This is a genomic window from Lactobacillus sp. C449L (assembly GCF_059900815.1).
In genome coordinates, this window is record NZ_JBWXGA010000002.1 from 1 (window position 1) to 25,027 (window position 25,027).

Here is a 25,027-nt window from a genome sequence, read left to right on the forward strand (position 1 = left end):
GGATCTTGGCAATACCTGCTTCCTTAGCATCCTTTACTCCTTGCGCATTTGTTGCTGCATCAATTGAACTCTTTGCACTAGTTGCATCAGCATCAACGTTATTCTTCTGAGTTGTCTTCTCAGCGTCAGTCAAAGTTGTATCGGCATCAATCTCGCCTTTTACCTTGGTTGCTTCATTATTGATAGCTGTCTTGGCTGCACTCTTTTGGTCAGCTAATGTTGTACTGTTTGGAATATGGTCGCCTTGGATCTTGGCAATACCTGCTTCCTTAGCATCCTTTACTCCTTGCGCATTTGTTGCTGCATCAATTGAACTCTTTGCACTAGTTGCATCAGCATCAACGTTATTCTTCTGAGTTGTCTTCTCAGCGTCTGTCAAAGTTGTATCGGCATCAATCTCGCCTTTTACCTTGGTTGCTTCATTATTGATAGCTGTCTTGGCTGCACTCTTTTGGTCAGCTAACGTTGTACTGTTTGGAATATGGTCGCCTTGGATCTTGGCAATACCTGCTTCCTTAGCATCCTTTACTCCTTGCGCATTTGTTGCTGCATCAATTGAACTCTTTGCACTAGTTGCATCAGCATCAACGTTATTCTTCTGAGTTGTCTTCTCAGCGTCAGTCAAAGTTGTATCGGCATCAATCTCGCCTTTTACCTTGGTTGCTTCATTATTGATAGCTGTCTTGGCTGCACTCTTTTGGTCAGCTAACGTTGTAGTGTTTGGAATATGGTCGCCTTGGATCTTGGCAATACCTGCTTCCTTAGCATCCTTTACTCCTTGCGCATTAGCTGCTGCATCAATTGAACTCTTTGCACTAGTTGCATCAGCATCAACTTGTGCCTTCTGTGCTGTCTTCTCAGCGTCTGTCAAAGTTGTATCGGCATCAATCTCGCCTTTTACCTTGGTTGCTTCATTATTGATAGCTGTCTTAGCTTCAACTTTTTGATCTGATAGTGATTTGCCCGCAACATGATCAGCATTTATTTTACTGATCCCGTCATCTTTAGCTTTAACTACCTCACTAGCAACAGTAGCATTATCTATATTATTCTTAGCAGCTGTTGCATCAGCATCAACTTGTGCTTTCTGTGCTGTCTTTTCAGCGTCAGTCAAAGTTGTATCGGCATCAATCTCGCCTTTTACCTTGGTTGCTGCATCATCGATAGCCGCTTTAGCTGGGGCTTTGTCAACACTTAATGAATGGTAAACATATACTACTTCATCAGTTCCATTTGCCAGTTCAAATTCAGAACCCACATTAACAGTTCTACCATTTAAAGTAACATGATCAAATGCAAAATTGTCTACTTCTGGTGCAGTTGGAATAGCAACTGATTGTCCGGTTATTCCTTGAATTTGATTAGAACTCTTAGGAACAACGGCATTTCCAGCCATATCTTTATATTTTGGAGTAACTGTTTGACTATTACCCTCAACATAAATAGTTACCAATGGATTATTTTCAGACACAACAGTTGTTGTTGGTTGATTTGCTGCACCATTCGCATAATGATATCCCACTGGGACATGGTCCTCAGTATAGTATCTATTGGTCCAGTCAATCGTGTTACCAAAGTTAGCTGGAACAAGGTTTCCGGCAGATTCATTTCCGGTGGCACCAGAAAGTGATGAAGTTAAAACACGATCTGGATGATTAACATCGACATATTGGTAATTTACATTCTGTTTTGTTCCATATACATATACTTTATATGTATATTTTACACCCTGCATTGGAACAATTCCAATGTTTGCTTGTCCTTCAGCATTACCATTGTCGGCATCTAAAGTTGGGTCTCCACCTTGTTGCTTATCGCTTTTAGCTCCAGAATACACTTGCTTTCCTAAAGCCCACATATACCCTCGTGGCATGTTTGCAGTAACAATGTCTGAAGTGTTAAGCGGTAATTCTTGACCAACATAAGCATTCGGATCTAAACTAAGAGCAATTGGAGTACCAATGTTCTTACCATTTTGGTCTACATATTGAACTGCTACTTCTCCAACCGGAGTGGTTATAGCTTGTATTTCTCGAGTTTGTGGTGTGACAAGGTTTGACGTAGAAGAAGCTCCACTTCGGTCAACAACAGTAGCTCTACCATTTTGAATAACAGTTTTAACAAATCTACCAGCTGCATCGCCATTAATATTGTAGTCTGAAGAATCATTACCATTCCAAGATTTAATACTTGAATTGGTGATAATTACTTTACCTGATCCAGAAACTACTCCTGTAGCAGATGAAACCGGTTGCCCCGGATTATTTCTAACAGCTAAGTGAAGTAGATTTGGCGAATTAAAGATAACAGATGAATTATCTTTAACTAATATTACTGAGTCATTTTGAGGAGGATCAGTATATCTCTGATTAATATCAAATTTTGTACCAGCACCAAAGGTTGCTTTTTGATTACCCCATAAATTAATAGCATTAGGACGATATGCATCACCGTATTCTAAATCAAAGTTCTGTCCAAAATTAAATTGAGCATCACGGTTAGATTCTCCGGCCATGGTTCCGTCTAAGAACCAGTAGTATCCCCCTTGCTTCCAAGTAACATTATCTCCAACATTCATACCATTAATGTACTGAGATAAAACTGGGAAATTACTTACATTTGAACCAAGAGTATAAGCTTCATTTGTAGAGCCATTACCCATAGTAAAGGTATTACCATAACCTACTGAATTTTCATCAGTATTTACATGATCAAAAAAGTACTGGCCACTCTGAGTTGAACCTGCTAATCTCTGCATTTTAACAGAGCTATTATTGCAAATCTCAACCTTTGTTACGCCATAAGTAACTTCTTTAGTAATATAGAACTCATTTTTTCCTGAGAACCTAACACATGCATTGTTTGCTGAGATAGCCATATTGGGACCATTAACAAGTTTTCCATTAGGCTTAAGGGCGTTATTTTCATGGGTTCCCAAAGTTACATTATTAAAATTGACGGTTAATCCATCACCATCGGCAGTGTATACTAACGCACGCTTGTCATTTGCAATATCATTGCCAACACCCATAATAAAGTTAATATTGGTTAATGTTAATGTGGTTTTATTGTTCGACAAGATTGATTCATAGCCAAGATTACCAATATTCAAATTGAATTCATAGCCATGACCATCAATAACTGTACTTCCTCCACCTGGTCTGTGCAGCATTGGTGTCCAACCCATATCAATATTGTTCAATAAGTTAATATACGTTACTGTTTCGTCTTCCCACGCCGCCTTAAAACTAGCAGCGTCAGTAACATTTTTTACCCTAGTTTTGTATCTATCTGGATGTAAAACTTGGTCAGGCGTTGGGATATCAACTGAAGTAGAATTTTTAACTTCTTTTCCAACTTGACCATTAAATTCGGTACGACCATTATCTGGATCAGAAGCAACAGCTACAGATGAATTGTCAACTCTTGTATCGACAGTATCTGATTCATTACTTCTAACTAGATTTTCTTTTTCTAAGGTGTTATTATTTTCTTCATTAGCTTTCTGATTCGAACTATCTTGATTTGAACTGCTCTTTAAAAACGAATTTAAATTAGAGTAGCTTGATAAAACTTTTTTCTTAGCTTTAAACTTTTTAGTAGTTACTGATTTACCTTTACTGGAAGCTCTAGTTGCTCCAGCTTGATAACTGGCATCAATGCTAGAATATGCACTTTCTACTGTAGCGTTAATATCTGCTAAATTGTCTAAAAATCTTACTTTATCTTTTGCATCACTTACGACAGTGTCAACTTTGTTAGTCTGTTCAGCTTTGTTAACACTACTTAAGTTTGAATCAGCATTAATTCTTTGTTTTACATTAGCTGCTCTATTCTCTAAATTACTAATTGCCGTTTGCTTTGCTTCGTCAACTGAACTCTTTTCAACTTTGTCTTGACTAACTTGATCGGCCTTCGTAAATTCACTAGATTGACTAGTTTGAGTTTCAAAATCAGCAGCTTTTACTTCCTGAGTTGAAGAATTACCAAAAAACAGACCGCCTACCATAAAAGTTAATAAAGAATAGCTAATTAACCACCCTTTTTTACTCTTATGCATTTTGTAATTTGTATTTTTTACATCTTCAATTAGGTTATTTCTATTGTTCTTTTTCAAAATTACACCACTTTCCTTTATAATTTCACTATTTACTAATTTAAATTCTAAAAATGATGGTTTGCTCACAACCACCTAGCTTGTGCATTTAACAGTTATGCTCTTACTTTTTTCATAAATGTACTTCTTAAAATACTAAACACACTCCATTTCTGCCATCAAATGAAAACAAGATTGATCAAAGAAACATCTAATCAATTAAAAATCCACCCTAAATAGTGCTATATGCTTGAGACTAAAAAATGAATTGACTATGTTTAAAATACAGACTGAATTAGCGATCTGTTTTAAAGCTCACATAATATGCACACAATGATATAACAATACTACCGTCAAATTAAATTTGTTGGTTACTTTACATTCTACTAATTCACATTTTGGAATTTTCAATTAAATGAATAAGCAATCTATTTCTTAAGATGCACGAAGTACTATTAGACCAGACTCCACCCATTCAATTATTCATTGTATGTTAAGTTCAAAAACTCAACTGAACTTAAAATAATTGTCTGTAGATAACTTAAAAACTCTGCTGTTAAGTCTACTTAATCACATATTTGATATGATATATTCTTGATTCTTTTTTGCTTGTAATTAATTTGTTTACCTTTGTACCTTTATTACGGCAGTAAAGTCTTATAGTTAATGCTTAAATAGTTAGCAACTTTTCTAATACTCGATATTTTTGGTTCTACAACCTTCCATCTGTATATTGAATTCTCGCCAACACCAGAGTTTTTGCCGATTTCTTTAAGGGTTTCGCCTCTTTCTTTTGCTAAAGGTAAGATTTTATCAATAATAAAATCACCCACATTACTCATCTCTCTTTCTAAACAAACTAAAAATTTTGTTTTTCGCTACCACAAGTGATACCATTTAGAAATAAGAAAACCGGGTCTTTCCCAAAACAAAACTTGGTTTTCTTATAAAATAAAACGTATTACTGTGAAAATACTTATGCTGTCCAAACTTGGACTACTCAAATTATACTACCACAAACGATAGTGTTCAAGCATAAATACAATCACTTTTGATATTTTTTGGATGGCGAATTATATGAGTGTTTACACCCGAGTTTGTGAATTAGCAAAGGAAAGGAATATCTCTGTAAAAGAACTAGCTAGGAAAGCTAATATAGGAGAAAATTCAATATATCGATGGAAAAATATGAGGCCTTCTATTCGATCCTTAACTAAAGTTGCAAACATTCTTGATGTTTCTACTGATTACTTATTAGGCGAAAGTAACAAACTTGATCAAAAATTTAGCGTTGATATATCGAATGATAGTATTTTTTTTTCATATCATGGACATCGTGTTCCTGACGAGTATCTTGAAATTATTCGAAAGCTCATGGAGTACGATTTTCTCAATACAGAAGACTAAGAATGACTCTAAAATCTAGTATGTTAACTAAAAAGAATTTTTAAAATTATAGCTTTTATTAATTACTCGATTGCAAATAATTTGAGCGAGTTTTCAAATTATTGATGGACTATTCAAATAGAGTTATATCTTTACTTTTTATAGTTATAAACTTGTGTTCATTTAAAAATAAATCAGTATAGTCTGGCTTATATAGTCATAATCGGTAATTTTCTATTACACATAATCGTCTACTTTTTATTTTCATATAGAAAGATTTAGATAATTTGAGCAATAAAAAATAGTTCAAATAATTGAACTACTTTTTATTGCTATTAAATTAGTTACTCGGCAAACCAAGGTTCCAAAATCTTGAAACTTGGTTTTTCAAAATCAATTTGAGCCAACGCTCCATATGGCAGCGCAGTATGAGGATAGGCATGACCAATATTAATATTATATAAAATTGGTGTTTGATATTTTGTGGTCGCTTTTAATAACTCCGCCTGATACTCTTCAAAATACTTTTTGTTTTGTGGCTTGCCCACAAGAATACCTTTAACATTACCTAAAATGCCTATCTCAGCAAGCTTTAATAACTGTTGCCGAAACAAGTCTGGTGTCGGTAATTCTTCGCATGTTTCAATAAAAAGCAGCTTATCTTTAGCTTCTTCAGGTTTTAGAAACAAATGATAGTGAGCAAATACATCAGGTTCATCGGAGTACCTATTCCCCACTAAACCATCATATAAGCTGTCAATACAGCCGCCCCATAGTCGGCCTTGAACTTTTCCGCGGCCTCTTAGGACTTTGTAGCCTGTGTCTTGATGCTTAACACGGGGTTTTCCAACCTGAAGAGCTGAAAAATCTGTCCTTTCTTCATACCAAGTTTTGCTAGCCGAAATTTCTGTTACTCCCGAGTTCTCAAAAAAATGCTCGAGCGTTTTTTTGGTATAAGGCAGCATATCTAGATCCATTTCCGCTAAATCATTTAGAAAACTTGGGCCGTAAAAACTTTGCATTCCTATTCGATAAAACATCAGGTGGTTGATTGTAGTATCAGAAAAACCAGTAAATAACTTTGGATGCTTAATGACAGCTGTTTTGAACTCTTCGTCATCCATCAAAAAAGGCAATAATCTATAAGTATCGTCACCACCAATTGCGGCAATAATGCCCTTGATTTCTGGATCTAAAAACGCGTTTTTAAGATCAGCAGCACGTGCCTCAGGGTGTTTTTCTAAATAGGTAATGCCCTTAAGCGCGTTTGGCATATACACTAGCTTAAGACCCAATTCCATAATGCGTTGTTCACCCAATTTGCGTTGGTGCGCTGCAAAGTCTTCTCCTAATGTGCCTTGAGATAAGCTAACAATTGCAATTTTATCGCCTTTGCTTAATTGACGAGGTTTTTTCATTATTATCTACTCCTCTTATAAGTAAATTAAATAAAACGAAATATTAAATTAATTGAATTATGCAATTTCACAGTAACAATGTCAATTGGCTATAACAAAACACATAAAAAGGGACTGCAAATGCAGTCCCTTTATTTACACTATTTAACTACAATTGCGCCATCATCATTATTAACCCGTAGAGAATTTTTACTTGAACTTTTTTTGCTGAAGCGACCGCGCGGCTTTGAATCATGATATTTAATTTCTTTTCTATTAAAAGAGGACAATTGGTAACTTAACCGGTTCGAATCACTAATTTTAAAGTTGCCACCTTTTTTCATATTGAACGAACTATTACCAAAGAGATTAGATTTAGTAACAGTTATATTACTTGAAGTAGTTCTTGCATTGGCTCTTAAACGACTATTTTTAATTTTCAGTTGGCCACCTTTCATTTCAATATCACTGTAACCCAAATTTGAATTATTGACCGTTATTAATTGCCCTTTCTTAGTATTAAGCACTGAGCTCGCAACATCACTGTTTGTAACATTAATTTTTCCCGTATAACTCATTAATACAACAAAACTAGCTTTAAAATTTTCCACAGTAATGTTACCTGAATTACTTCCAGCCTCAAGTATAATTTTTTTCATATGTTTTGGAACTGAAATGTCGATTTTTGAGTTGGTTTCACTCAAAACAATACCAACTGGGGTTGTTCCAGAAATAATCAACTTTTTATTAGAGACGCGCGCCTTAATTGCACCTGGATTAATACAAGTAACAGTTACTTTGTTTTGATTCCCATTATGGATATATACATCCGAATCCAGAACATTTATTTCTATTTCATTCATGTCCGTTTGATCAGTTAATTTTTTTGTGTGAGCCTTTCCGTCGACTACCGTAAAAGTTGTATTATTGTCGTTAGCAACTACTGTTTTTATACCATTATTGGCCCAGCCAACTAATATCAAAAGCAAACCGATAATCAGCCCAAATGAACTAAATTGATAAAACTTTTTCATTGTTATTCCTCCGTGCTTAGCGTTGAACTAGTTTTGAAATAATGCTCTTTGAATACTCTTCTTCCTATATGCCGGAAAAATTGGGCACATTCGGCAATCAAGAAACGAATAAACCTTATGATTAGTGGAAACAGTAAAAGCCCAACACTGATTAGGGCAATACTTATGCCTACATAGAAGATTCCCGTTGCCCAATTGCTAGAAAATAATAATCCAAACGTTCTAACAAAAATGTAAATACCGCTAATGAATAGTAGTGTGATTGTTGCAGCAAAAGCAATAAAGATAGCACAAAATGCAATCAGTATCGCTATCATAACTGCAACAGTAGCAATTGCCAGTGGTATTCCGACTGGAGCTGCTAAAACACCAAGTATAATCAACCAAATGCTTTTTAAATTTGAACGCGAAGTTTCTTTTACGTTTTTACTATCACTGAAGTTATCAGTAGCAGAATAATCCGCCTGAATCTTATACGCCAATTGTTTCGAAGTACCGAATTCCTTTACAATCGCCGCTTCGTTTTGAAAATTCCCATCAAGCATAAGTTCTTGATAAAATTCAATTACGTCTTGCCGATCAGTTTGCGGAAGACTACTTAAATAATTGTTTAATTCGTTAAGATATTTATCAACTGCTTTATTCATTTTCTTCTCCCATAATTTGATCAACTTTTTCACTGAAGTTGTTCCATTCTTCTCTGATTGCTTGTAATTCTTCTCGACCAGCAGCAGTGATTTGATAATATCGTCTGTTGCGCCCTTGGTATGGTTTATCAAAAGTGACTAAGTACTGGTCCTTTTTTAATCTACGTAATACCGGATAAATCGTTGACTCGGAAACGTTAAAAACTGTTTTAACTTGCTGAGTCAAGACGTAACCGTAAAGACTTTCGCGATCGATTAAAGACAAGACTGTACCGTCAAGTAGGCGTGTTTGAATCTGAATTGCCATATTATTCCTTTCGCCAATATTATATTATATATAATATTGTAGAACAACAATATAGGCAATGCAAGTAAATAATTTTGGGCTAAATTAAAAAGTTACTATCAACCGCAGACCTCTACTATTACGGGCAAGTCAATTAGAATGCTTTTAAAAAAGAATCGAGAATCTAAATTTTCTAACCCATTAAAAACATATTGCATTTCTCTAATTATAGTGTATTATATCAATAAAACAGTATTACTGAAGGAGATTACTAAAAATGAGTTTAATAGAAACGCGTGATGTGACGCGCACGTATGGTAAAGGCGCAACCAAATTTGATGCACTAGGCGGAATTAGTTTAAGTATCGACAAAGGAGAATCGATTGCAATTGTTGGCAAAAGCGGTTCGGGAAAATCGACCTTGATGCATATCATTGCTTTACTTGATCACCCTACTTCAGGTGACGTCTTACTAAATAAAGAACCAACTGTCAAAATAGCGCAAAAATCACTTAACAAACTGCGAAACGAGACTTTTGGATTTGTTTTTCAACAATTTTTCCTAAATAGTCAAGATAGTGTACTTGATAATGTAATGCTGCCACTAAAAATAGCTGGTATAACTGGTAAAAACCGCAAACAGCTGGCTTTAGATGCAATTAACGCTGTCGGACTTGAAAACAAAGCTAACAATAAAGCAAGTGAACTTTCTGGTGGCCAAAAGCAGCGTGTTTGTATTGCTCGAGCCCTTGTAAACAAACCACAAATTATTTTTGCTGATGAACCAACTGGAAATCTTGATTCCAATACTGGTGAAATGGTTGAAAATATTTTGTTCAAATTGAACCATGAAAGAAACATAACTTTAATTATTGTTACTCATGATTCAGACTTGGCCAAGAAATGCCAACGACAAATTCAAATCAAAGATGGTTTAGTAGTTGAAGGAGACAGGTAATGAAATTACGTGATATTTTAAACTCGGCAGCAACAAACTTATGGCACAATAAAGGCCGTACATTTTTGACTATTATTGCTGTACTGATTGGATCGCTGACTATTAGTATCACTCTAGGCATTAACTCTGGAGTTAACAATTATCTAAACAAACAAATCGGTAATGTCGGCAATACTGAGCAAATGATTATCGGTCCGAAGTACTCAAGTAGTACTTCAGGTGCGCAAAAGTACAGTACTAAAAAATCCAGTCAAAATGCTGATGGAATGATGAGCCAAAAGGATGTTCAAAGGATCAAGTCAGTCAAAGGACTAAAAGATATTAAAGCCCTAAAAGATAGTAATGTAGAGTATGCTCAAGGTAAAAGTAAAACAAAGTATTTAATCAACGCTCAGGTAACACTCGGTATCAAATACGATTTACAAGCTGGTCGTCAAGTAGCAACTAGTGGCAAGGATTGCGAAATATTATTAACTAAAGAAATGGCCAAAGCATTCGGCTATCGAACTCCTCGTCACGCTACTAATCATGATGTTAATTTGGTTGTCTTTTCTCCAATTACTAAAAAGAAAAATGTCATTTCTGCTAAAATTGTTGGCATTCGCAATGATAGCATGGTCAACAGCGGTCAATCAGTTTATAGTCAAGGATTAAACAACAAAATTGTCGCTGCTAACCAAGCTGGCTTACCCAAAACTTTAAAGGACCGCTATGTTCAAGTAATTGCTACTCCAACCAGCAAAAGCGATGATAAAATTGCTAAAGTTGAAAACGCGCTAAGCAACAAAGGGTTCGATGCTCAAACTTTAAAAGATGCAGTAAAACAAGTATTCCAAACTTTCAATGCTGCAACTGGGGTTCTTATCATCTTTGGTGCAATTGCATTAATTGCCGCTAGTTTTGGCGTGATTAACACCCTTTATATGTCGGTTCGTGATCGAACTAGTGAAATTGGTTTGATGAAAGCACTTGGCCTTAGTGGCGGTAAAGTCTTCTCAATTTTCAGTTGTGAAGCAATCTTGATTGGCCTGATTGGTTCACTTCTTGGACTGCTAAGTGCAATGGGCATTGGACAAGTGCTAAATCAAGTCGCCACCAAAAGTTTCCTTAAAGGAATGGATGGCTTTACCCTAGTTCAATTCAACTTGAGTGGATGTCTAATGATTGTTTTGATTATCTGTCTAATCACTTTCTTAGCAGGTACACTTCCTGCACGTCGAGCCGCTAAACTTGATCCAATTACTGCATTACGTTACGAATAAAGATGACAATCACAAAAGCGCAAAAGTCGAAAGCGACTTCTGCGCTTTTTTATTTTAAAAATAGTCAGTAATTAACTTGTTCGTTTTATTCTTCCTCAACTTATTACTGAAAGTCGATCAATATTTTTTGATTGTTTTTAACTCCGAATTAGTGAGGTTGAGTTTATGCACATCGTAAGGATTACAGCTACAGTTGATAAAAATGTAACATTAAACCGAAGGAATTGAATTTGTATTGGCAATTTCGTTTACCAAACAATTTCTTATATAAACTTGTAAGAAATTGTTTTTAGGTTTGACTTTATTTCTCTGTCATTTAATCTAATCTTCCGTAACTTGGACTTTTTAGACTGTCCAAGATTTACTTTTAGAAAAAGTTCTGTTATTATTTAGATAAGTATCTAATTAGATATTTATCTAAATAACAAGGAGAAAATATGAGCTTCGAAACCAGTTTCAAGGCTTTGGCAGATCCAGTTCGTCGACATATCTTGCAGCTGCTAAAGAATGGTCAAATGTCTGCAGGAGAAATTGCAAGTCATTTTGACATGACGCAAGCTACAATTTCATATCACCTAAGTGTTCTTAATAAAGCTGATTTAATTAGCAAAGAAAAAGATAAGAATTTTATTTATTACTCACTTAATGTTTCTATTGTTGAAGAAATAATGTCTTGGTTAGTTGGTCTGAAAGGAAATAAAAATGATTGAAAATATTCTTCGTAAAACAAAAATAACTACTAGTTTAATAACGTTACTTCCTTTGATAACTGGTCTATTTTTGTATAAAGAACTCCCCCAAAAAATTGCTGTACATTTCGGTTTAACCGGCTTAGCAAACCGATTTGATTCCAAACCCATGGTTGTTTTTGTATTTCCAATTTTACTGCTATTTTTGCAATTACTTTTGTTTACTTTGTTAACACGCACTAATAAAAATACTAACTTTAGGATGATTAACGTGTCTTGTTGGATTATTCCTCTTGTTGCAAATGTGAGTTACCTAACCATTTATGGAGTTGCGCTGGGTTATAAACTTAAAATGTCAATTATCGCTAACGCACTTCTTGGGGTAATATTTATCATTTTTGGCAATTATCTACCTAAAACCAAACCAAATAATACGGTAGGCATCCGTCTGCCTTGGACTCTGGCAAGTAAGGTTAACTGGCAAAAAACACATAGGCTAGCAGGCTGGATTTTCGTTATTAGTGGTTTTGCACTTTTTATAACTTCTATCTTAAGCAATATTTGGATTATGTTTGTAATAATTGTGTTAAGTGTTCTTATTCCGACAATTTACTCATATTGTTTAAGTAGAAAAAATATTTAGATATTTATTTTTTGCTGACTAAATCCATCTTGAAAAATATGAAAAAACCGCTTTGTCATGCGGTTCTTAAATTTAAATACCAAGATATTAAAAACAAAAAATTGTTGGTAGTTTAATTTTCATAAAACAAATACCAAATGTGATGAGCAAGTAGACAAAACTAATTTTTACAGTTTAAAAAGTTTTTCAATTAAATTAGGTCTAATCGCTGAGTTACGCTGTGAATAATAATTATAGAAATATAAAACAGAAGCTTTTTGAGACTTCTGCTTTTTATTTTGTATATCAACATATTCTTTTCTTTACTTTTCAGAATCAATAATCAATTTCGCGATTGCGGGAGCAATTAAGCTTTGCTCCACTTTCATGTCAACTGGACGGTAGTCCGCGTCAATACATTCTTCCCAATATTGATTATGTTTTTTATCAATATAACTTTCTGAATCTTCCACATATATGCCTCCCTCACCTTGAATTGAGTACCAATAAAAGTAGGTGTAACCATCAGGATTTTTTTCTTTAAAAACTGTTTCAACATGCATCTTCTCTCCAGCCATCGTTGCAACAGTATCGCTATGATGAGTATTTAAAAAGTCCATCCACTCTTGTGCCTTTTCTTCTTTACCCTTTTTAATTCTAAAACGGGTTAATTCGATTTGTGCCATTTAGTTTCTCCTCTAATTTGCTTAATCGGTACTTTAATAAATCAACTATTCTACTTACTTTCCTGTATAACATTAAGCTACTTAATAAAGAATTATAGCATGAACAAAATCCATAATATTTTACTAAATAAAAAAGACATCAGCATGATGCTGATGTCTAGAAAACAAATTCGATCGATTTGCTTGTTTCAAAATAACCAAATAGTTTTTTAGCATTGATTGCCAACAAATTGTTGTGTAATTAACGCTTACTGAATTGTGAAGCCTTACGAGCCTTCTTCAGACCTGGTTTCTTTCTTTCGACCATTCTTGGATCACGAGTCAAGAAACCAGCCTTCTTTAATGGGCCACGGAAATCTGGGTCAATTTCAAGAAGAGCACGGGCAATACCTAAACGGATTGCTCCCGCTTGACCGGAGAAACCACCACCATTAACGTTAACTTTAACATCGTATTGATTTTCAGTTTCCGTTAAAGTCAATGGTTGTTTCAAATCCTTAACTAAGTTAGGGAATGGGATGTATTGGTCAACATCTTTGTTGTTAACAATAATCTTACCAGTGCCTGGTACTAAACGTACACGAGCAACAGCATCTTTACGCCGACCAGTACCTGCATATGCGACTTGTTGTGCCATTTATGATAACCTCCTAGATTAATTTATTGATGTCTAACTTTTCAGGTTTTTGTGCTTCATGCTTGTGATCTTCACCGGCATAAACATGCATCTTCATGAACTGTTGGTGTCCAAGCGTGTTCTTTGGAAGCATACCCTTAACTGACAATTCAACTAATCTAACTGGGTTGTTAGCAAGCAATTCACCTGCTGGAGTGGCTTTAATGCCACCTAGGGAACCAGAGTGGTGGTAGTAAATCTTGTCAGTAGCCTTTTTACCAGTTAACTTAAGCTTGGCAGCGTTAATAATAATAACGTTGTCACCAGTGTCAACATTTGGTGTATATTGAGGCTTGTTCTTACCTCTTAAGATAGTTGCTACTGCAGTAGACAGACGGCCTAAAGCTATGTCTGTTGCGTCAATAACATACCACTTACGTTCAATCTCATTAGGTTTTGCTAATTGTGTAGTACGCAATTTAATTTCCTCCGTTTATACGTTGTTTGAATACAATAAGTTTCCGGGGCCTATCGTGGACAAACATACCATAATAGAATACGTCCTTTTGTCTTATTTGTCAATATATTTCGCTATCCAAGCGATACTTTTCTGGAATGTTACCATAAAAAACATGGTACAAATACAAACCATTTGCTGGTGCCGTTTCACGCACTTGTTCTCTGTCTTTTGCTTCAATTACCCGTGGAATATCTTCTTCTGATCGTTTGCCGTTCCCGATTTCCAGCAACATTGCGACTAAAATACGAACCATGTTGTACAAAAAGCCTGAACAAATAAAGTCAAAGATGACTTCATTTGCCTCTTCGTCTTTTATCACATTAACGTAATACATCGTACGCACTTTGTTTTTTATTTGTCCCCCACTGGCAGCGAAACTAGTAAAATCATGGCTGCCAAGTAAATCTTTTGCAGCTTTTTGCATTCTATTCACATCAACTGGGTATGAATAATGACCAGTGTAAAAGCGCTTAAAAGGATCAACAAAATGATCAAGACTCACTCGATAACGATACCATTTTCCCTTTGCGCTGTAGCGCACATGAAAGTGCTCATCAACAATTTCGCACTTTTTAAAAACAATATCAAGTGGCATAATCGAATTAAGAGCGCAAATCATTCGTTCAGCTGGAATTTTATTTCCCGGATAATCAAAATGAATAACCTGCCCTAAAGCATGAACACCAGCATCAGTTCGTCCAGAACCTTCAATTGGTACTTCCTTGCCTTTGGTCATTTTTTTCAAAGCTGCTTCAATCGTGCCCTGAACGGTACGCTGATGTGGCTGGGACTGAAAGCCATGAAATAAATGTCCATCATAAGCAAGTGTCATTTTATATCTAGTATTCATTAATGTGTCCTAAAAACTAATAATAGCGCAATTAAAATTACAAAGTAGCCTAAATTCCACAAATCATATTTAGACCATTTTAGTACTCTAAACTTTGTTCTTCCTTGGTCGCCATGATACCCACGCGATTCCATAGCAGTTGACAAGTCAATTGCTGTTTCAAGTGAACTAATAAAAAGGGGTACTAAAAGGGGCGTAATGGCTTTAGCGCGTGTAATCAGACCGCCATTATTAAAGTCGGCGCCACGTGAACGTTGGGCATTCATAATTTTTAACGTTTCGTCAAATAAAGTCGGTACAAATCTTAATGCAATTGACATCACTAGTGCAATTTTATCAACTGGTACACGAACCCACTTTAATGGAGTTAAAAGCCATTCGATTGCATCAGCAATTTCTAAGGGCATCGTTGTTACTGTCATTACTGTTGAAATAAGAATAATGACAGTAAACCGAATAAAAATAAAGATTGCATTAGTTATGCCGTAACTTGACACAGCAAAAATTGTCCACTGCCAATAAACTTTTCCGCCAACTGAGAAAAAAAGCTGTAAAAAGGAGGTGAACAAGATTAACCAAATCATTGGTTTTACTCCATCCCAAAAAATCCGGGGTTTCAATTTTGTGGCCGCTACGGCTACTATACTAAAGGCCACGATAATTGCATATGAAACTGGGTTGTTAGCCATGAAAATGACTAAAATAAAGAAAATAGTGGCAAGCAACTTCCCCCGAGGATCCATTTTATAAATGAGTGAATCACCAGAAATATAGCGACCAATTAGAATTTTACTCACAGTATCACCCCTTTAGATTTTGCTCTATTTTCGCAACTAATTCTGCACGGGTCAATGGTGGATTAGTAAAGGTGAAATTTTTAAGCTGGGCAGCAAAAAGCGACGCTTTTGGTTCCTCAAGGTGATGCATTTTCAACCAATCCCGGTCTTGAAACACTTTTACTGGACTGGCGTGCTTAATCAGCTTACCACGCTCCATAACCAAAACATCATCGGCATAATTAGCAACATCATCCATATTATGGGTAACTAAAATAACCGTATGACCAGCTTTTTGGTACTCAGAAAAGAGATTCATCATTTGCTTACGAGCCTGAGGGTCAAGGCCTGCAGTTGGTTCGTCAAGGCAAAGTATTTCCGGCTCATATGCCATAACCCCCGCAATAGCAACACGACGCATTTGTCCACCAGACAATTCAAAAGGAGACCTTGTGCCAAGTTTTTCCGGTAAGCCAACCTTTTCTAACCATATCCTAGCACTTTCTTTAGCTTGGTTATCACTAAAGCCAAAATTCTTAGGGCCAAAAGCAATATCATCGAGAACCGTAGTCTCAAACAACTGAGATTCTGGGAACTGAAATACCAAACTAACATGGCTTCTAAGTCCTTTAAGATTTTTGTTGGAAATCTCCGGAGATATTGTTGTTCCGGCAATATGAATTTGACCTGCTGTTGGCTTAAGTAAAGCATTAAAGTGTTGCATCAAAGTCGATTTGCCACTGCCGGTGTGACCGATAATTGCTGTGAATGAGCCATCTTGCAACTCAAAGTCAACGTTTTCTAATCCCTTTTTCTCAAGTGGAGACCCAGGAGAATATGTATAACTTACATTTTCGAATTTAATTGACATAAGTAATCTACCAACTTTTTTTCTGAATCAATTGTTTCTGGAATCTCAATCGAATCTCGGATTAGTGCTTCCTTAATTTGGAGGAAAAACGGAATATCTAGGCCTAGACTCTTTAATAATTTTGCCTGACTAAAAACGGTTTTTGTCGACCCCTGCGTAATCAGCTGCCCGTCATTCATCACAATTACACTATCCGCCATGTCAGCTTCATCAATGTCATGAGTAATTGAAATAACCGTTAGGTCATATTCGTCTTTCATCTGGCGCACAATGTTAAGAATTTTATCGCGTCCTTCTGGATCTAACATTGAAGTTGCTTCATCTAAAATAATAATCTTTGGTTTAATTGCCAAAATTCCTGCAATTGCTACACGCTGCTTTTGTCCACCAGACAAGTTAGCTGGCTCGGTATGAGCATATTCCGTCATGCCAACGGCTCCAATAGCTTCGGGAACGAGCTTTAGCATTTCTGTTCGCGGTATGGCTCGATTTTCTAATCCAAAAGCTACGTCATCAGCAACAGTTGCGCCAACAAACTGGTTATCCGGATTTTGGAACACTACGCCAACTTTATCTCTGATATCCCAGACACTATTATCATCAAGTTTTGTACCATCGACTTCAATATAAGAGTCATCGTTTTCATCCGGAACCAATAGGCCATTGATTAATCTGACAATGGTCGACTTACCACTACCATTATGACCAATAATTGACGTCCAAGAACCCCTCTTAATTTCAAAACTGATATTATCAATTGCTGGCGAGTCGGACTCAGGATATGTAAAACTAATGTTTTTAATTTTTATTATACTTTCTTTAGTCATGAGCCCACCTTCTTTAAAGTCTGATTCAATTGTACCAAAAAAAGACCTCGTAATAAATTAAGATAATGGCGAATAAATATATTCTTATTAGTCTAAATTTGATATGTTTACTTGGTAAAATGTATAACAAAGCAAAGTCAACAATATTCAAAGCCGATGTAAGTTGCTTCTCTTCTATGGAAACAAGTTCGTGACCCTGACCAAGAAGAAATATAGCAGTGAGTTATTACGCAAAAAAGAGCAATCATTGCAACCTTTCAAAAAAGAAACACTAGTTTCGTTAACAAAAAGAGTAAAAAAAATCACCCACGAAGAGGGATAATTTTCATTATCTAAGCTAGACTAAACTTTCGTCATCATCTTAGCGCTTATTCTCACTTTCGTGGATAATTCTTAATAGCTATTAAGTTTAGGTTATTACAAATTATACTAATTCAAGAATAACCATTGGAGCTCCGTCGCCCTTACGAGCTTTGGCAAGCTTCAAAATTCTGGTGTAACCACCATTACGGTCTTTATAACGAGGTGCAATATCACTAAAGAGTTTTTGCAATGCTGATTTAACAACTACTGCATCTTCTTCTTCATGAATATCAGCAACTTCATTACGTACAAAAGTAGCAGCTTTTCTTCTTGCAGCTAAATCACCGCGTTTGCCTAAAGTAATCATCTTTTCAGCAGTTTTACGAATTTCTTTTGCACGTGTTTCAGTTGTAACAATGCGCTCATTCATGATCAACTGTGTTGTCATTTCTCTGAGCATTGCTTTTCTATGTGCACTATCGCGACCTAATTTACGGTATGCCATCAGTTTACCTCCTTTTATTTATCAATTAATCTTCTTGACGAAGTGAAAGTCCCAAGTCAGCTAATTTGTTTTTAACTTCTTCCAATGATTTACGTCCTAGATTACGCACACGCATCATGTCTGCTTCTGTCTTATCAGTCAGTTCTTGCAGAGTGTTAATGCCGGCGCGTTTAAGACAGTTGTATGAACGAACAGATAAGTCAAGCTCTTCAATTGTCATCTCAAGCTTCTTCTCAGCAGTATCGTCTTCTTTTTCAATCATAACGTCATTGAATTGGGTATTTGCATCAGCAGTTTCAAACACTTTAAAGTGCGCTACCAAAATTTTAGCAGCAAAACTAAGGGAGTCATTAGGTTTGATTGAACCATCAGTCCAAATCTCTAAAGTGAGCTTGTCGAAATCATCTCTTTTACCAACACGAGTAGATTCCACCTGATAATTAACCTTTTTAATTGGTGAAAAAATGGAATCAACTGGAATAACTCCTATTGGCATATCTTCACTCTTATTTTCACTTGCTGCAACGTAGCCACGACCATTTTTAACAGCAATCTGCATGTGCAAGTGTCCACCTTCAGCAATAGTACAAATATACTGATCAGGATTTAAGATTTGAATGTCTGAATCAACTTTAAGGTCATCAGCAGTTACAGCTGCTGGACCCTCGACATCTAACTCAATAATCTTCTGTTCGTCTGAAAAAGATTTTAATTCCAGCTTCTTCAGATTTAGGATTATCTTGGCAACGTCTTCTCTAACACCTGAAACGGTTGAAAATTCGTGCAAGACATCATCAATTTGAACATAAACAAGTCCTGTACCTGGAATAGAAGTAAGTAAAACTCTACGTAATGAGTTACCTAAAGTAGTACCAAAGCCTCGTTCAAGTGGTTCAACAACAAATTTACCATAAGACTTCTCTTGGTCCACAACGGTAATATTTGGTTTTTCAAATTCAATCATTACTAGGCCCCTTTCAAAACGCAACGTCCTTCATTAAGAACAAAATTAAACACGACGACGTTTTGGTGGTCTAGAACCATTGTGGGGAACCGGTGTAACATCTCTAATCGCAGTGATTTCAAGACCAGTAGCTTGAAGTGATCTAATTGCAGATTCACGACCAGCACCAGGACCCTTAACAGAAACTTCTACATGCTTCATGCCTTGGTCCATTGCACTCTTGGCTGCAGCTTCAGCGGCCATTTGCGCAGCAAATGGAGTAGACTTACGACTACCCTTAAAGCCCAATGCACCTGCTGAAGACCAAGCAATTGCATTGCCTTGAACGTCAGTAATCATGACTAAAGTATTATTAAACGTAGAATGAATATGAGCTACGCCTTTTTCAACGTGCTTCTTCACACGACGCTTACGTGCTGTTTTAGGCATCAATAAACCTCCTTGTAATTTTTATTTATCTCTTCTTACTACCCTTACGAGTACGGGCATTATTCTTGGTATTTTGTCCACGAACTGGAAGTCCACGGCGGTGACGCATACCACGATAAGAACCAATATCAACCAACCGTTTGATATTCATGCTGACTTCTCTACGCAAGTCACCTTCAACACGGTACTTATCAACTTCTGCGCGAAGTTTTTCTTGATCATCTGGAGTCAAATCTTTTGAACGTATGTCTTCAGAAACACCAGCATCCGCACAAATTTTTTGAGCTGTTGGTTCACCAATACCATAAATATATGTTAAAGCAACAACTATTCTTTTATCTCTTGGTAAGTCAACACCAGCAATACGTGCCATAAATTGCACCTCCTATTTTATTTTTAACCTTGACGCTGCTTGTGTTTTGGATTCGCAGAGCAAATAACCATTACACGACCATGTCTTTTAATAATCTTACAATGTTCACACATTGGTTTAACAGATGGTCTAACCTTCATGTTTCCCTCCGTTATTATTTTATAAACCGATAAGTAATTCTACCTTTTGTTAAATCGTAAGGAGAAAGTTCAACAGTAACACGGTCTCCAGGCAGAATACGAATATAGTGCATTCTGATTTTCCCAGAAACGTGTGCTAAAATTTCTGCTCCATTTTCCAATTCAACCTTAAACATAGCATTAGGTAAAGTATCAATAACTTTACCCTTTACTTCAATGACATCATCTTTTGCCAAAGCTGTTCCTCCGCATTTAAACAGTCATACTTTGAAATTATAACACGGATAAAAAAATAAACAAATTTTTACTTTTTACTTAAAACCGCGTCAATACTCTCAAAGACATTGTCTGGAGATTGCTCACCATTAACAACAGTGAGAATTCCATTCTTCTTATAATAGTCCTTCAAAGGCTCATTCATCTTTTCGTTAACTTGTAAACGATTTTTAACTACTTCAGGTTTGTCATCTTCACGTTGGTAAAACTCATGACTGCCACAACGATCACATGTGTCCTTTACTTTCGGCATTTTTGTGATTTTGTTATATGTTGCACCACAATTTTTACACATAAAGCGGGCTGATAGACGTTTGACCAAAGTATCTTCCTTAACCTCAAGTGAGATTACGTTAGTTAAGGGCATGTTCATCCGCTTGGTAATTTTTTCCAATAATTCAGCTTGAACTATTGTTCTTGGAAAACCATCTAAGATATAGCCTTCTTTGATATCCGGTTGTCCTAACCGCTCTTCAACTAATCTGGCAGTTACTTCGTCTGGGACCAGATCACCTTTGTCAATATAACTTTTAGCTTCAAGACCAACTTTAGTCTCGTTAGCCATTGCTTCTCTAAACATATCCCCAGTTGAAATATGAGTTAGATGATATTTATCAACAATTTGCTCTGATACTGTTCCTTTACCAGCACCTGGCAAACCTAAAAGAAATAAATTAATCATTTATTCGTTCCTATCTGATGAATCCAACATATTCTCTCTTCATTAACAAACCGTTAATTTGACGAGATAGCTCTAAGACAACTCCGATCACAATCAGCAGACTAGTTCCGCCAAGCCCAATTGAACTTGGCAAGTTAAAGATGTTAGTAGCAAGTTGAGGTAGCAATGCTACCAAGCCTAAAAATACTGAACCAACAGTTGATAGCTTAATTAACAACTTCGAAACATAATCTTGCGTATCTTTTCCTGGCCAAACACTAGGAATATACGCACCTTGCTTTTGCAAGTTCTTTGCCAGCTTTTCAGGATTAACCTGAACAAAAGCATAAAAGAATGTGAATAATACAATCAAAATTGTATAAATTATAACTCCAGGTGTAGTTTGCATACTGAAAATGGTAGTCATTATTTTATACCATTCTTGATCGCCTTGAGATCTTTGAAAGGCCATTAAAACTGTTGCCGGTGTAACAATAAACGAACTAGCGAAAATTACTGGAATAACACCAGAAACATTGACTTTTAATGGTAGGAAACTTTCTGAGCCACTTGTAGTTGCTCGTCTAGTATATTGTATTGGAATACGACGATCTGCTTGTTCAACCCAAGTAACAAACTGTGTTACAAGAATTATTGCAATAATAATCGCGATGAAGAACAAAATTCCCTTCCAACGATCAGTCGCACTATTATTGATAATTTCATCTTTAAATAACTGGTATATTCCTCGCGGAAGACGAGCGATAATACCTGCAAAAATAATCACAGATACACCGTTGCCCAGCCCTTTGTCAGTGATTTCATCACCTAACCAGTTGAGCAACATCGTACCAGCTGTCATAATAATTGCAATCTCGAAGTATCCTTGTACTGTTTGAGACTTAACTAGCCCCATTTCAGTCAAAGCGTTGAAACCAAGCGTGATACCAATACTCTGAATGAATGCTACAAATAATGCAAGCCATCTTGTAAGTTGGTTAGTTTTACGCCGACCAACTTCACCTTGTTTCCCCCATTCAACTAATATAGGAACAATATCCATTTGCAAAAGTTGAATAACTATTTGCGCTGTAATATAAGGGGATACTCCAAGAGAGAAAATCGAATAATTATCTAGTCCACCGCCAGAAACAGTGTCCAACATTGGAACTAAACCAGTTTGTGCAACTTGAGTAATCGCTTTTGCATTGACACCTGGAACAGTAATGTTAGCTCCAATGCGATAAAGCAAAAGAATAAAGAGAGTAAAATAAATCTTATTTCTAATTTCTTTATCCTTAAAGGCGTTCTTCAAGGTCGAAAACATTAGATCACCTCAACAGATCCGCCAGCATCTTCAACTGCTTTCTTAGCAGCGGCGGAAACTTTGTTAACCTTTACGTTTAACTTAACTTTTAACTCGCCATTAGCGAGTAACTTAACGCCTGATAATTCTTTCTTTACCAAACCGTTTTCTTTCAAACTTGCAATTGTTACTTCGTCATTTTCTTTAAACTTGTTTAAGTCGTCTAAATTAATAATTGCATATTCTTTACGGTTAACATTCTTAAATCCACGCTTAGGCATAGTTCTGAATAATGGCATTTGACCACCTTCAAAACCTAAGCGAGTGTGACCGCCTTGACGGGATAATTGTCCCTTTTGTCCACGGCCTGAAGTCTTACCGTGACCGCTTGAAGTACCACGTCCAACACGTTTTCTAGTATTGCGTGAACCTTCAGCAGCATGTAATTCATGAAGCTTCATTAATTCGGCACCTCCTCAATTAATTATTTGTTGATCTCTTCAACTGAGATCAAATGTGCAATTTTCATCAATGCACCACGAGTAGCGGCGTTATCCGGTAGAGTTGCTGTGCTATTAATTCTACCTAAGCCAAGAGCTTTAACAACTTTTTGTTGGTTAGGTAGACGGTGCGCAGCACTTCTAATTAAAGTAACTTTTAATTCAGTCATTTATATAGTCTCCCTAATCTAAATCTGCGTGACGAAGTTTTTCAACATCTTCACTAGTCTTTAGTTTCTTTAAACCATCAATAGTTGCGCGAACAACATTGATTGGAGTGTTCGAACCAAGTGACTTAGAAGTAACGTCTGCGATACCAGCCATATCCATAACGATACGAACGGCACCACCGGCAGCAACACCAGAACCAGCTGGAGCAGGTTTTATCAAAATATTACCTGAGCCATAGTGACCAATTACTTCATGCGGAATGGTAGTACCAACCTTAGGAACACTAATCATGTTCTTTTTACCAGCTTCAACGGCCTTACGGATTGCTTCTGGAACTTCTTGAGCTTTACCAGTACCAAAGCCTACACGACCTTTTTTGTCGCCAACGATAACCAAGGCAGCAAATCTCATTCGTTGTCCACCCTTGACAACCTTGGTGACACGATTAATTGCTACTAACTGATCTTCGATGTCGTCTTTATTTCTGCGATTATTACGAGAATCGTTGCGGTTTGCCATGTATTATTCTCCTTCCCTAGAAATCTAATCCGTTTTCACGTGCGGCGTCTGCCAATGCTGAAATACGGCCGTGGTATAGGTAACCACTTCTATCGAACACAACATTTGTAATGTTTTTAGCCTTAGCTGCTTCGGCGATTGCCTTACCAACAGCTTCAGCCTGTTCTACTTTAGCTGATCCCTTTACAGAATCATCTAAAGATGAGGCACTTGCTAGCGTTACACCCGCTACGTCATCAATTAATTGAGCGTAGATGTTTTTGTTTGAACGGAAAACACTTAAGCGTGGGCGCTCAGCAGTACCAGAAATTTTTCCACGAATACGTTTGTGACGCTTTAAGCGCATTTTATTCTTATCTGGTTTTGAAATCACAATTTCACCTCAAAAATTTATTTACTATTTACCTGTCTTACCTTCTTTACGACGTACATATTCGTCAGTGTAACGAATACCCTTACCTTTATAAGGCTCAGGTGGACGTACATCGCGGATTTCTGCAGCAAATTGACCAACGTCTTGCTTAGAAATACCTTCTACTTCAATATCAGTTGCTGAAGCAGCTTTTACAGAAACTCCCTCTGGTGCAGTCATCTCGACTGGGTGAGAGTAGCCAACATTTAAAGTTAGCTTATTACCTTGCACAGTAGCACGGTAACCAACACCGATTAACTTCAAAGTCTTCTTGTAGCCATTAACTACGCCTTCAACCATTGATGCTAAGTTAGCTCTTTCGGTACCGTGAAGTGCTTTATCACTTTCACTTGAACGAGAAAAGTTAATTTTACCATCTTCTTGTTTGAAAGTAATCTTTGGATCGAAGTATCTAGTTAATTCACCCTTTGGTCCCTTAACGGTAATATTGTCACCTTCCTTGGTAACTGTGACATTATCTGGGACTTCAATTGTTTTTAAACCAATACGGCTCATTGATTGTTCTCCTTTCTGTCAGAATTACCAAACGTAAGCGACAACTTCGCCGCCAACGTCTTTTTGCCTTGCTTCTTTATCGGTAATTACACCAGCAGAAGTTGAAACGATGGCAATACCTAAGCCGTTAAGAACTTTAGGTAAGTTTTCAGCGCTAACGTAATTTCTAAGTCCTGGCTTAGAAATACGCTTTAAGCCTGAAATGACACGCTCTCCGTCTGGGCCATACTTCAAGAAGATCTTAATAACGCCTTGCTTGTTGTCATCAGTAACTTCGTAATCACGGATGAAGCCTTCGCGTTTCAAAATTTCTGAAATAGATTTTTTAATGTTTGATGCAGGAATTTCAACTGAACTATGCTTTGCCATATTGGCATTTCTAATTCTAGTCAAGTAATCTGCGATCGGATCTGTCATGACCATTTATGC

Annotated in this window: 33 protein-coding genes; 6 read left to right on the top strand and 27 right to left on the bottom strand. The window is 36.5% G+C overall.

Annotated elements, in window-relative coordinates:
- Positions 1-4,186, bottom strand: a 4,186-nt coding sequence (locus tag AC2JF9_RS03380; RefSeq protein WP_500725395.1) for a DUF1542 domain-containing protein, incomplete at its 3' end; no start/stop codon positions are given.
- A 551-nt stretch (positions 4,187-4,737) separates the two neighbouring features.
- Positions 4,738-4,938, bottom strand: a complete 201-nt coding sequence (locus AC2JF9_RS03385; RefSeq protein ID WP_500725396.1) for a helix-turn-helix domain-containing protein — start codon at positions 4,936-4,938, stop codon at positions 4,738-4,740.
- Positions 4,939-5,173: 235 nt separating this feature from the next.
- Here AC2JF9_RS03385 and AC2JF9_RS03390 point away from each other — a divergent pair, with 235 nt between their 5' ends.
- Positions 5,174-5,503: a helix-turn-helix domain-containing protein gene (locus AC2JF9_RS03390; protein WP_500725397.1), complete on the top strand. Its 330-nt coding sequence runs from the start codon at positions 5,174-5,176 to the stop codon at positions 5,501-5,503.
- Positions 5,504-5,826: 323 nt separating this feature from the next.
- Here the strand turns inward: AC2JF9_RS03390 and AC2JF9_RS03395 are convergent, their stop codons facing one another.
- The 4 genes from AC2JF9_RS03395 to AC2JF9_RS03410 form a co-directional block, all read right to left on the bottom strand.
- Positions 5,827-6,900, bottom strand: a complete 1,074-nt coding sequence (locus AC2JF9_RS03395; protein ID WP_500725398.1) for a S66 family peptidase — start codon at positions 6,898-6,900, stop codon at positions 5,827-5,829.
- Between the two features lie 140 nt (positions 6,901-7,040).
- Positions 7,041-7,913 (bottom strand): DUF4097 family beta strand repeat-containing protein, encoded by an 873-nt coding sequence (locus AC2JF9_RS03400; RefSeq protein ID WP_500725399.1) that lies wholly within the window; start codon positions 7,911-7,913, stop codon positions 7,041-7,043.
- Between the two features lie 2 nt (positions 7,914-7,915).
- Positions 7,916-8,560 carry a DUF1700 domain-containing protein gene (locus AC2JF9_RS03405; RefSeq protein ID WP_500725400.1) on the bottom strand — a complete coding sequence of 215 codons (645 nt, stop codon included), beginning with the start codon at positions 8,558-8,560 and terminating at the stop codon, positions 7,916-7,918.
- Complete coding sequence (locus tag AC2JF9_RS03410) at positions 8,553-8,867, bottom strand: PadR family transcriptional regulator (protein ID WP_500725401.1); 315 nt, start codon at positions 8,865-8,867, stop codon at positions 8,553-8,555. Before AC2JF9_RS03410 ends, AC2JF9_RS03405 begins: the two co-directional genes overlap by 8 nt.
- A 256-nt stretch (positions 8,868-9,123) precedes the next feature.
- Between AC2JF9_RS03410 and AC2JF9_RS03415 the strand changes: the two genes are divergently transcribed.
- The 4 genes from AC2JF9_RS03415 to AC2JF9_RS03430 all read left to right on the top strand — a co-directional run bounded on the left by AC2JF9_RS03415 (position 9,124) and on the right by AC2JF9_RS03430 (position 12,398).
- Positions 9,124-9,804, top strand: a complete 681-nt coding sequence (locus AC2JF9_RS03415; protein ID WP_500725402.1) for an ABC transporter ATP-binding protein — start codon at positions 9,124-9,126, stop codon at positions 9,802-9,804.
- Positions 9,804-11,066, top strand: a complete 1,263-nt coding sequence (locus AC2JF9_RS03420) for an ABC transporter permease (RefSeq protein ID WP_500725403.1) — start codon at positions 9,804-9,806, stop codon at positions 11,064-11,066. Before AC2JF9_RS03415 ends, AC2JF9_RS03420 begins: the two co-directional genes overlap by 1 nt.
- A gap of 437 nt (positions 11,067-11,503) precedes the next feature.
- Positions 11,504-11,776, top strand: coding sequence for an autorepressor SdpR family transcription factor (locus tag AC2JF9_RS03425; RefSeq protein WP_500725404.1), 273 nt, complete (start codon positions 11,504-11,506; stop codon positions 11,774-11,776).
- On the top strand, positions 11,769-12,398 hold the full coding sequence (locus AC2JF9_RS03430) for an SdpI family protein (protein ID WP_500725405.1): 630 nt from the start codon (positions 11,769-11,771) through the stop codon (positions 12,396-12,398). The genes AC2JF9_RS03425 and AC2JF9_RS03430 overlap by 8 nt, the downstream gene beginning before the upstream one ends.
- Positions 12,399-12,700: 302 nt before the next feature.
- Here the strand turns inward: AC2JF9_RS03430 and AC2JF9_RS03435 are convergent, their stop codons facing one another.
- From AC2JF9_RS03435 to AC2JF9_RS03465, 7 genes are all read right to left on the bottom strand, one after another.
- Positions 12,701-13,063 carry a DUF6176 family protein gene (locus AC2JF9_RS03435; protein ID WP_500725406.1) on the bottom strand — a complete coding sequence of 121 codons (363 nt, stop codon included), beginning with the start codon at positions 13,061-13,063 and terminating at the stop codon, positions 12,701-12,703.
- A gap of 241 nt (positions 13,064-13,304) precedes the next feature.
- A complete protein-coding gene (gene rpsI, locus AC2JF9_RS03440) occupies positions 13,305-13,700 on the bottom strand; it encodes a 30S ribosomal protein S9 (RefSeq protein ID WP_500725407.1) in 396 nt (131 codons plus the stop codon).
- 13 nt (positions 13,701-13,713) lie between these two features.
- Complete coding sequence (gene rplM, locus AC2JF9_RS03445; RefSeq protein ID WP_500725408.1) at positions 13,714-14,157, bottom strand: 50S ribosomal protein L13; 444 nt, start codon at positions 14,155-14,157, stop codon at positions 13,714-13,716.
- Positions 14,158-14,257: 100 nt separating this feature from the next.
- Positions 14,258-15,049: a tRNA pseudouridine(38-40) synthase TruA gene (gene truA / locus AC2JF9_RS03450; RefSeq protein WP_500725409.1), complete on the bottom strand. Its 792-nt coding sequence runs from the start codon at positions 15,047-15,049 to the stop codon at positions 14,258-14,260.
- Positions 15,049-15,846 carry an energy-coupling factor transporter transmembrane component T family protein gene (locus AC2JF9_RS03455; protein ID WP_500725410.1) on the bottom strand — a complete coding sequence of 266 codons (798 nt, stop codon included), beginning with the start codon at positions 15,844-15,846 and terminating at the stop codon, positions 15,049-15,051. Before AC2JF9_RS03455 ends, truA begins: the two co-directional genes overlap by 1 nt.
- 4 nt (positions 15,847-15,850) lie before the next feature.
- Positions 15,851-16,696 carry an energy-coupling factor transporter ATPase gene (locus tag AC2JF9_RS03460; protein WP_500725411.1) on the bottom strand — a complete coding sequence of 282 codons (846 nt, stop codon included), beginning with the start codon at positions 16,694-16,696 and terminating at the stop codon, positions 15,851-15,853.
- Positions 16,672-17,523 (bottom strand): energy-coupling factor ABC transporter ATP-binding protein, encoded by an 852-nt coding sequence (locus AC2JF9_RS03465; protein ID WP_500725412.1) that lies wholly within the window; start codon positions 17,521-17,523, stop codon positions 16,672-16,674. Before AC2JF9_RS03465 ends, AC2JF9_RS03460 begins: the two co-directional genes overlap by 25 nt.
- A 190-nt stretch (positions 17,524-17,713) precedes the next feature.
- Here AC2JF9_RS03465 and AC2JF9_RS03470 point away from each other — a divergent pair, with 190 nt between their 5' ends.
- A complete protein-coding gene (locus AC2JF9_RS03470; RefSeq protein WP_500725413.1) occupies positions 17,714-17,845 on the top strand; it encodes a hypothetical protein in 132 nt (43 codons plus the stop codon).
- 102 nt (positions 17,846-17,947) lie between these two features.
- Here the strand turns inward: AC2JF9_RS03470 and rplQ are convergent, their stop codons facing one another.
- From rplQ to rpsH, 14 genes are all read right to left on the bottom strand, one after another.
- Entirely contained in the window at positions 17,948-18,331 is a 384-nt protein-coding gene (gene rplQ / locus AC2JF9_RS03475; protein WP_500725414.1) for a 50S ribosomal protein L17, read from the bottom strand.
- Positions 18,332-18,356: 25 nt separating this feature from the next.
- A complete protein-coding gene (locus AC2JF9_RS03480) occupies positions 18,357-19,295 on the bottom strand; it encodes a DNA-directed RNA polymerase subunit alpha (RefSeq protein WP_500725415.1) in 939 nt (312 codons plus the stop codon).
- 45 nt (positions 19,296-19,340) lie between these two features.
- Positions 19,341-19,724, bottom strand: coding sequence for a 30S ribosomal protein S11 (gene rpsK / locus AC2JF9_RS03485; protein ID WP_034980403.1), 384 nt, complete (start codon positions 19,722-19,724; stop codon positions 19,341-19,343).
- A 25-nt stretch (positions 19,725-19,749) separates the two neighbouring features.
- Complete coding sequence (gene rpsM, locus AC2JF9_RS03490) at positions 19,750-20,097, bottom strand: 30S ribosomal protein S13 (RefSeq protein WP_500725416.1); 348 nt, start codon at positions 20,095-20,097, stop codon at positions 19,750-19,752.
- A gap of 23 nt (positions 20,098-20,120) precedes the next feature.
- Positions 20,121-20,237, bottom strand: coding sequence for a 50S ribosomal protein L36 (gene rpmJ / locus AC2JF9_RS03495; protein ID WP_003647815.1), 117 nt, complete (start codon positions 20,235-20,237; stop codon positions 20,121-20,123).
- 14 nt (positions 20,238-20,251) lie between these two features.
- On the bottom strand, positions 20,252-20,473 hold the full coding sequence (gene infA / locus AC2JF9_RS03500; RefSeq protein WP_103752392.1) for a translation initiation factor IF-1: 222 nt from the start codon (positions 20,471-20,473) through the stop codon (positions 20,252-20,254).
- A 68-nt stretch (positions 20,474-20,541) separates the two neighbouring features.
- Positions 20,542-21,195 carry an adenylate kinase gene (locus tag AC2JF9_RS03505; RefSeq protein WP_500725417.1) on the bottom strand — a complete coding sequence of 218 codons (654 nt, stop codon included), beginning with the start codon at positions 21,193-21,195 and terminating at the stop codon, positions 20,542-20,544.
- Positions 21,196-21,205: 10 nt separating this feature from the next.
- Complete coding sequence (gene secY / locus AC2JF9_RS03510; RefSeq protein ID WP_500725418.1) at positions 21,206-22,501, bottom strand: preprotein translocase subunit SecY; 1,296 nt, start codon at positions 22,499-22,501, stop codon at positions 21,206-21,208.
- Entirely contained in the window at positions 22,501-22,941 is a 441-nt protein-coding gene (gene rplO / locus AC2JF9_RS03515) for a 50S ribosomal protein L15 (protein WP_500725419.1), read from the bottom strand. Before rplO ends, secY begins: the two co-directional genes overlap by 1 nt.
- Positions 22,942-22,964: 23 nt before the next feature.
- The gene (gene rpmD, locus AC2JF9_RS03520; RefSeq protein WP_500725420.1) at positions 22,965-23,150 is read right to left on the bottom strand and encodes a 50S ribosomal protein L30; all 186 of its coding nucleotides are present in this window, start codon (positions 23,148-23,150) and stop codon (positions 22,965-22,967) included.
- A 13-nt stretch (positions 23,151-23,163) separates the two neighbouring features.
- Positions 23,164-23,670, bottom strand: a complete 507-nt coding sequence (rpsE, locus tag AC2JF9_RS03525; RefSeq protein WP_500725421.1) for a 30S ribosomal protein S5 — start codon at positions 23,668-23,670, stop codon at positions 23,164-23,166.
- 16 nt (positions 23,671-23,686) lie between these two features.
- Complete coding sequence (gene rplR, locus AC2JF9_RS03530) at positions 23,687-24,043, bottom strand: 50S ribosomal protein L18 (RefSeq protein WP_500725422.1); 357 nt, start codon at positions 24,041-24,043, stop codon at positions 23,687-23,689.
- A gap of 24 nt (positions 24,044-24,067) precedes the next feature.
- Positions 24,068-24,598 (bottom strand): 50S ribosomal protein L6, encoded by a 531-nt coding sequence (gene rplF, locus AC2JF9_RS03535; RefSeq protein ID WP_500725423.1) that lies wholly within the window; start codon positions 24,596-24,598, stop codon positions 24,068-24,070.
- Between the two features lie 24 nt (positions 24,599-24,622).
- Entirely contained in the window at positions 24,623-25,021 is a 399-nt protein-coding gene (gene rpsH, locus AC2JF9_RS03540) for a 30S ribosomal protein S8 (RefSeq protein WP_500725424.1), read from the bottom strand.
- Between the last annotated feature and the right edge of the window lie 6 nt (positions 25,022-25,027).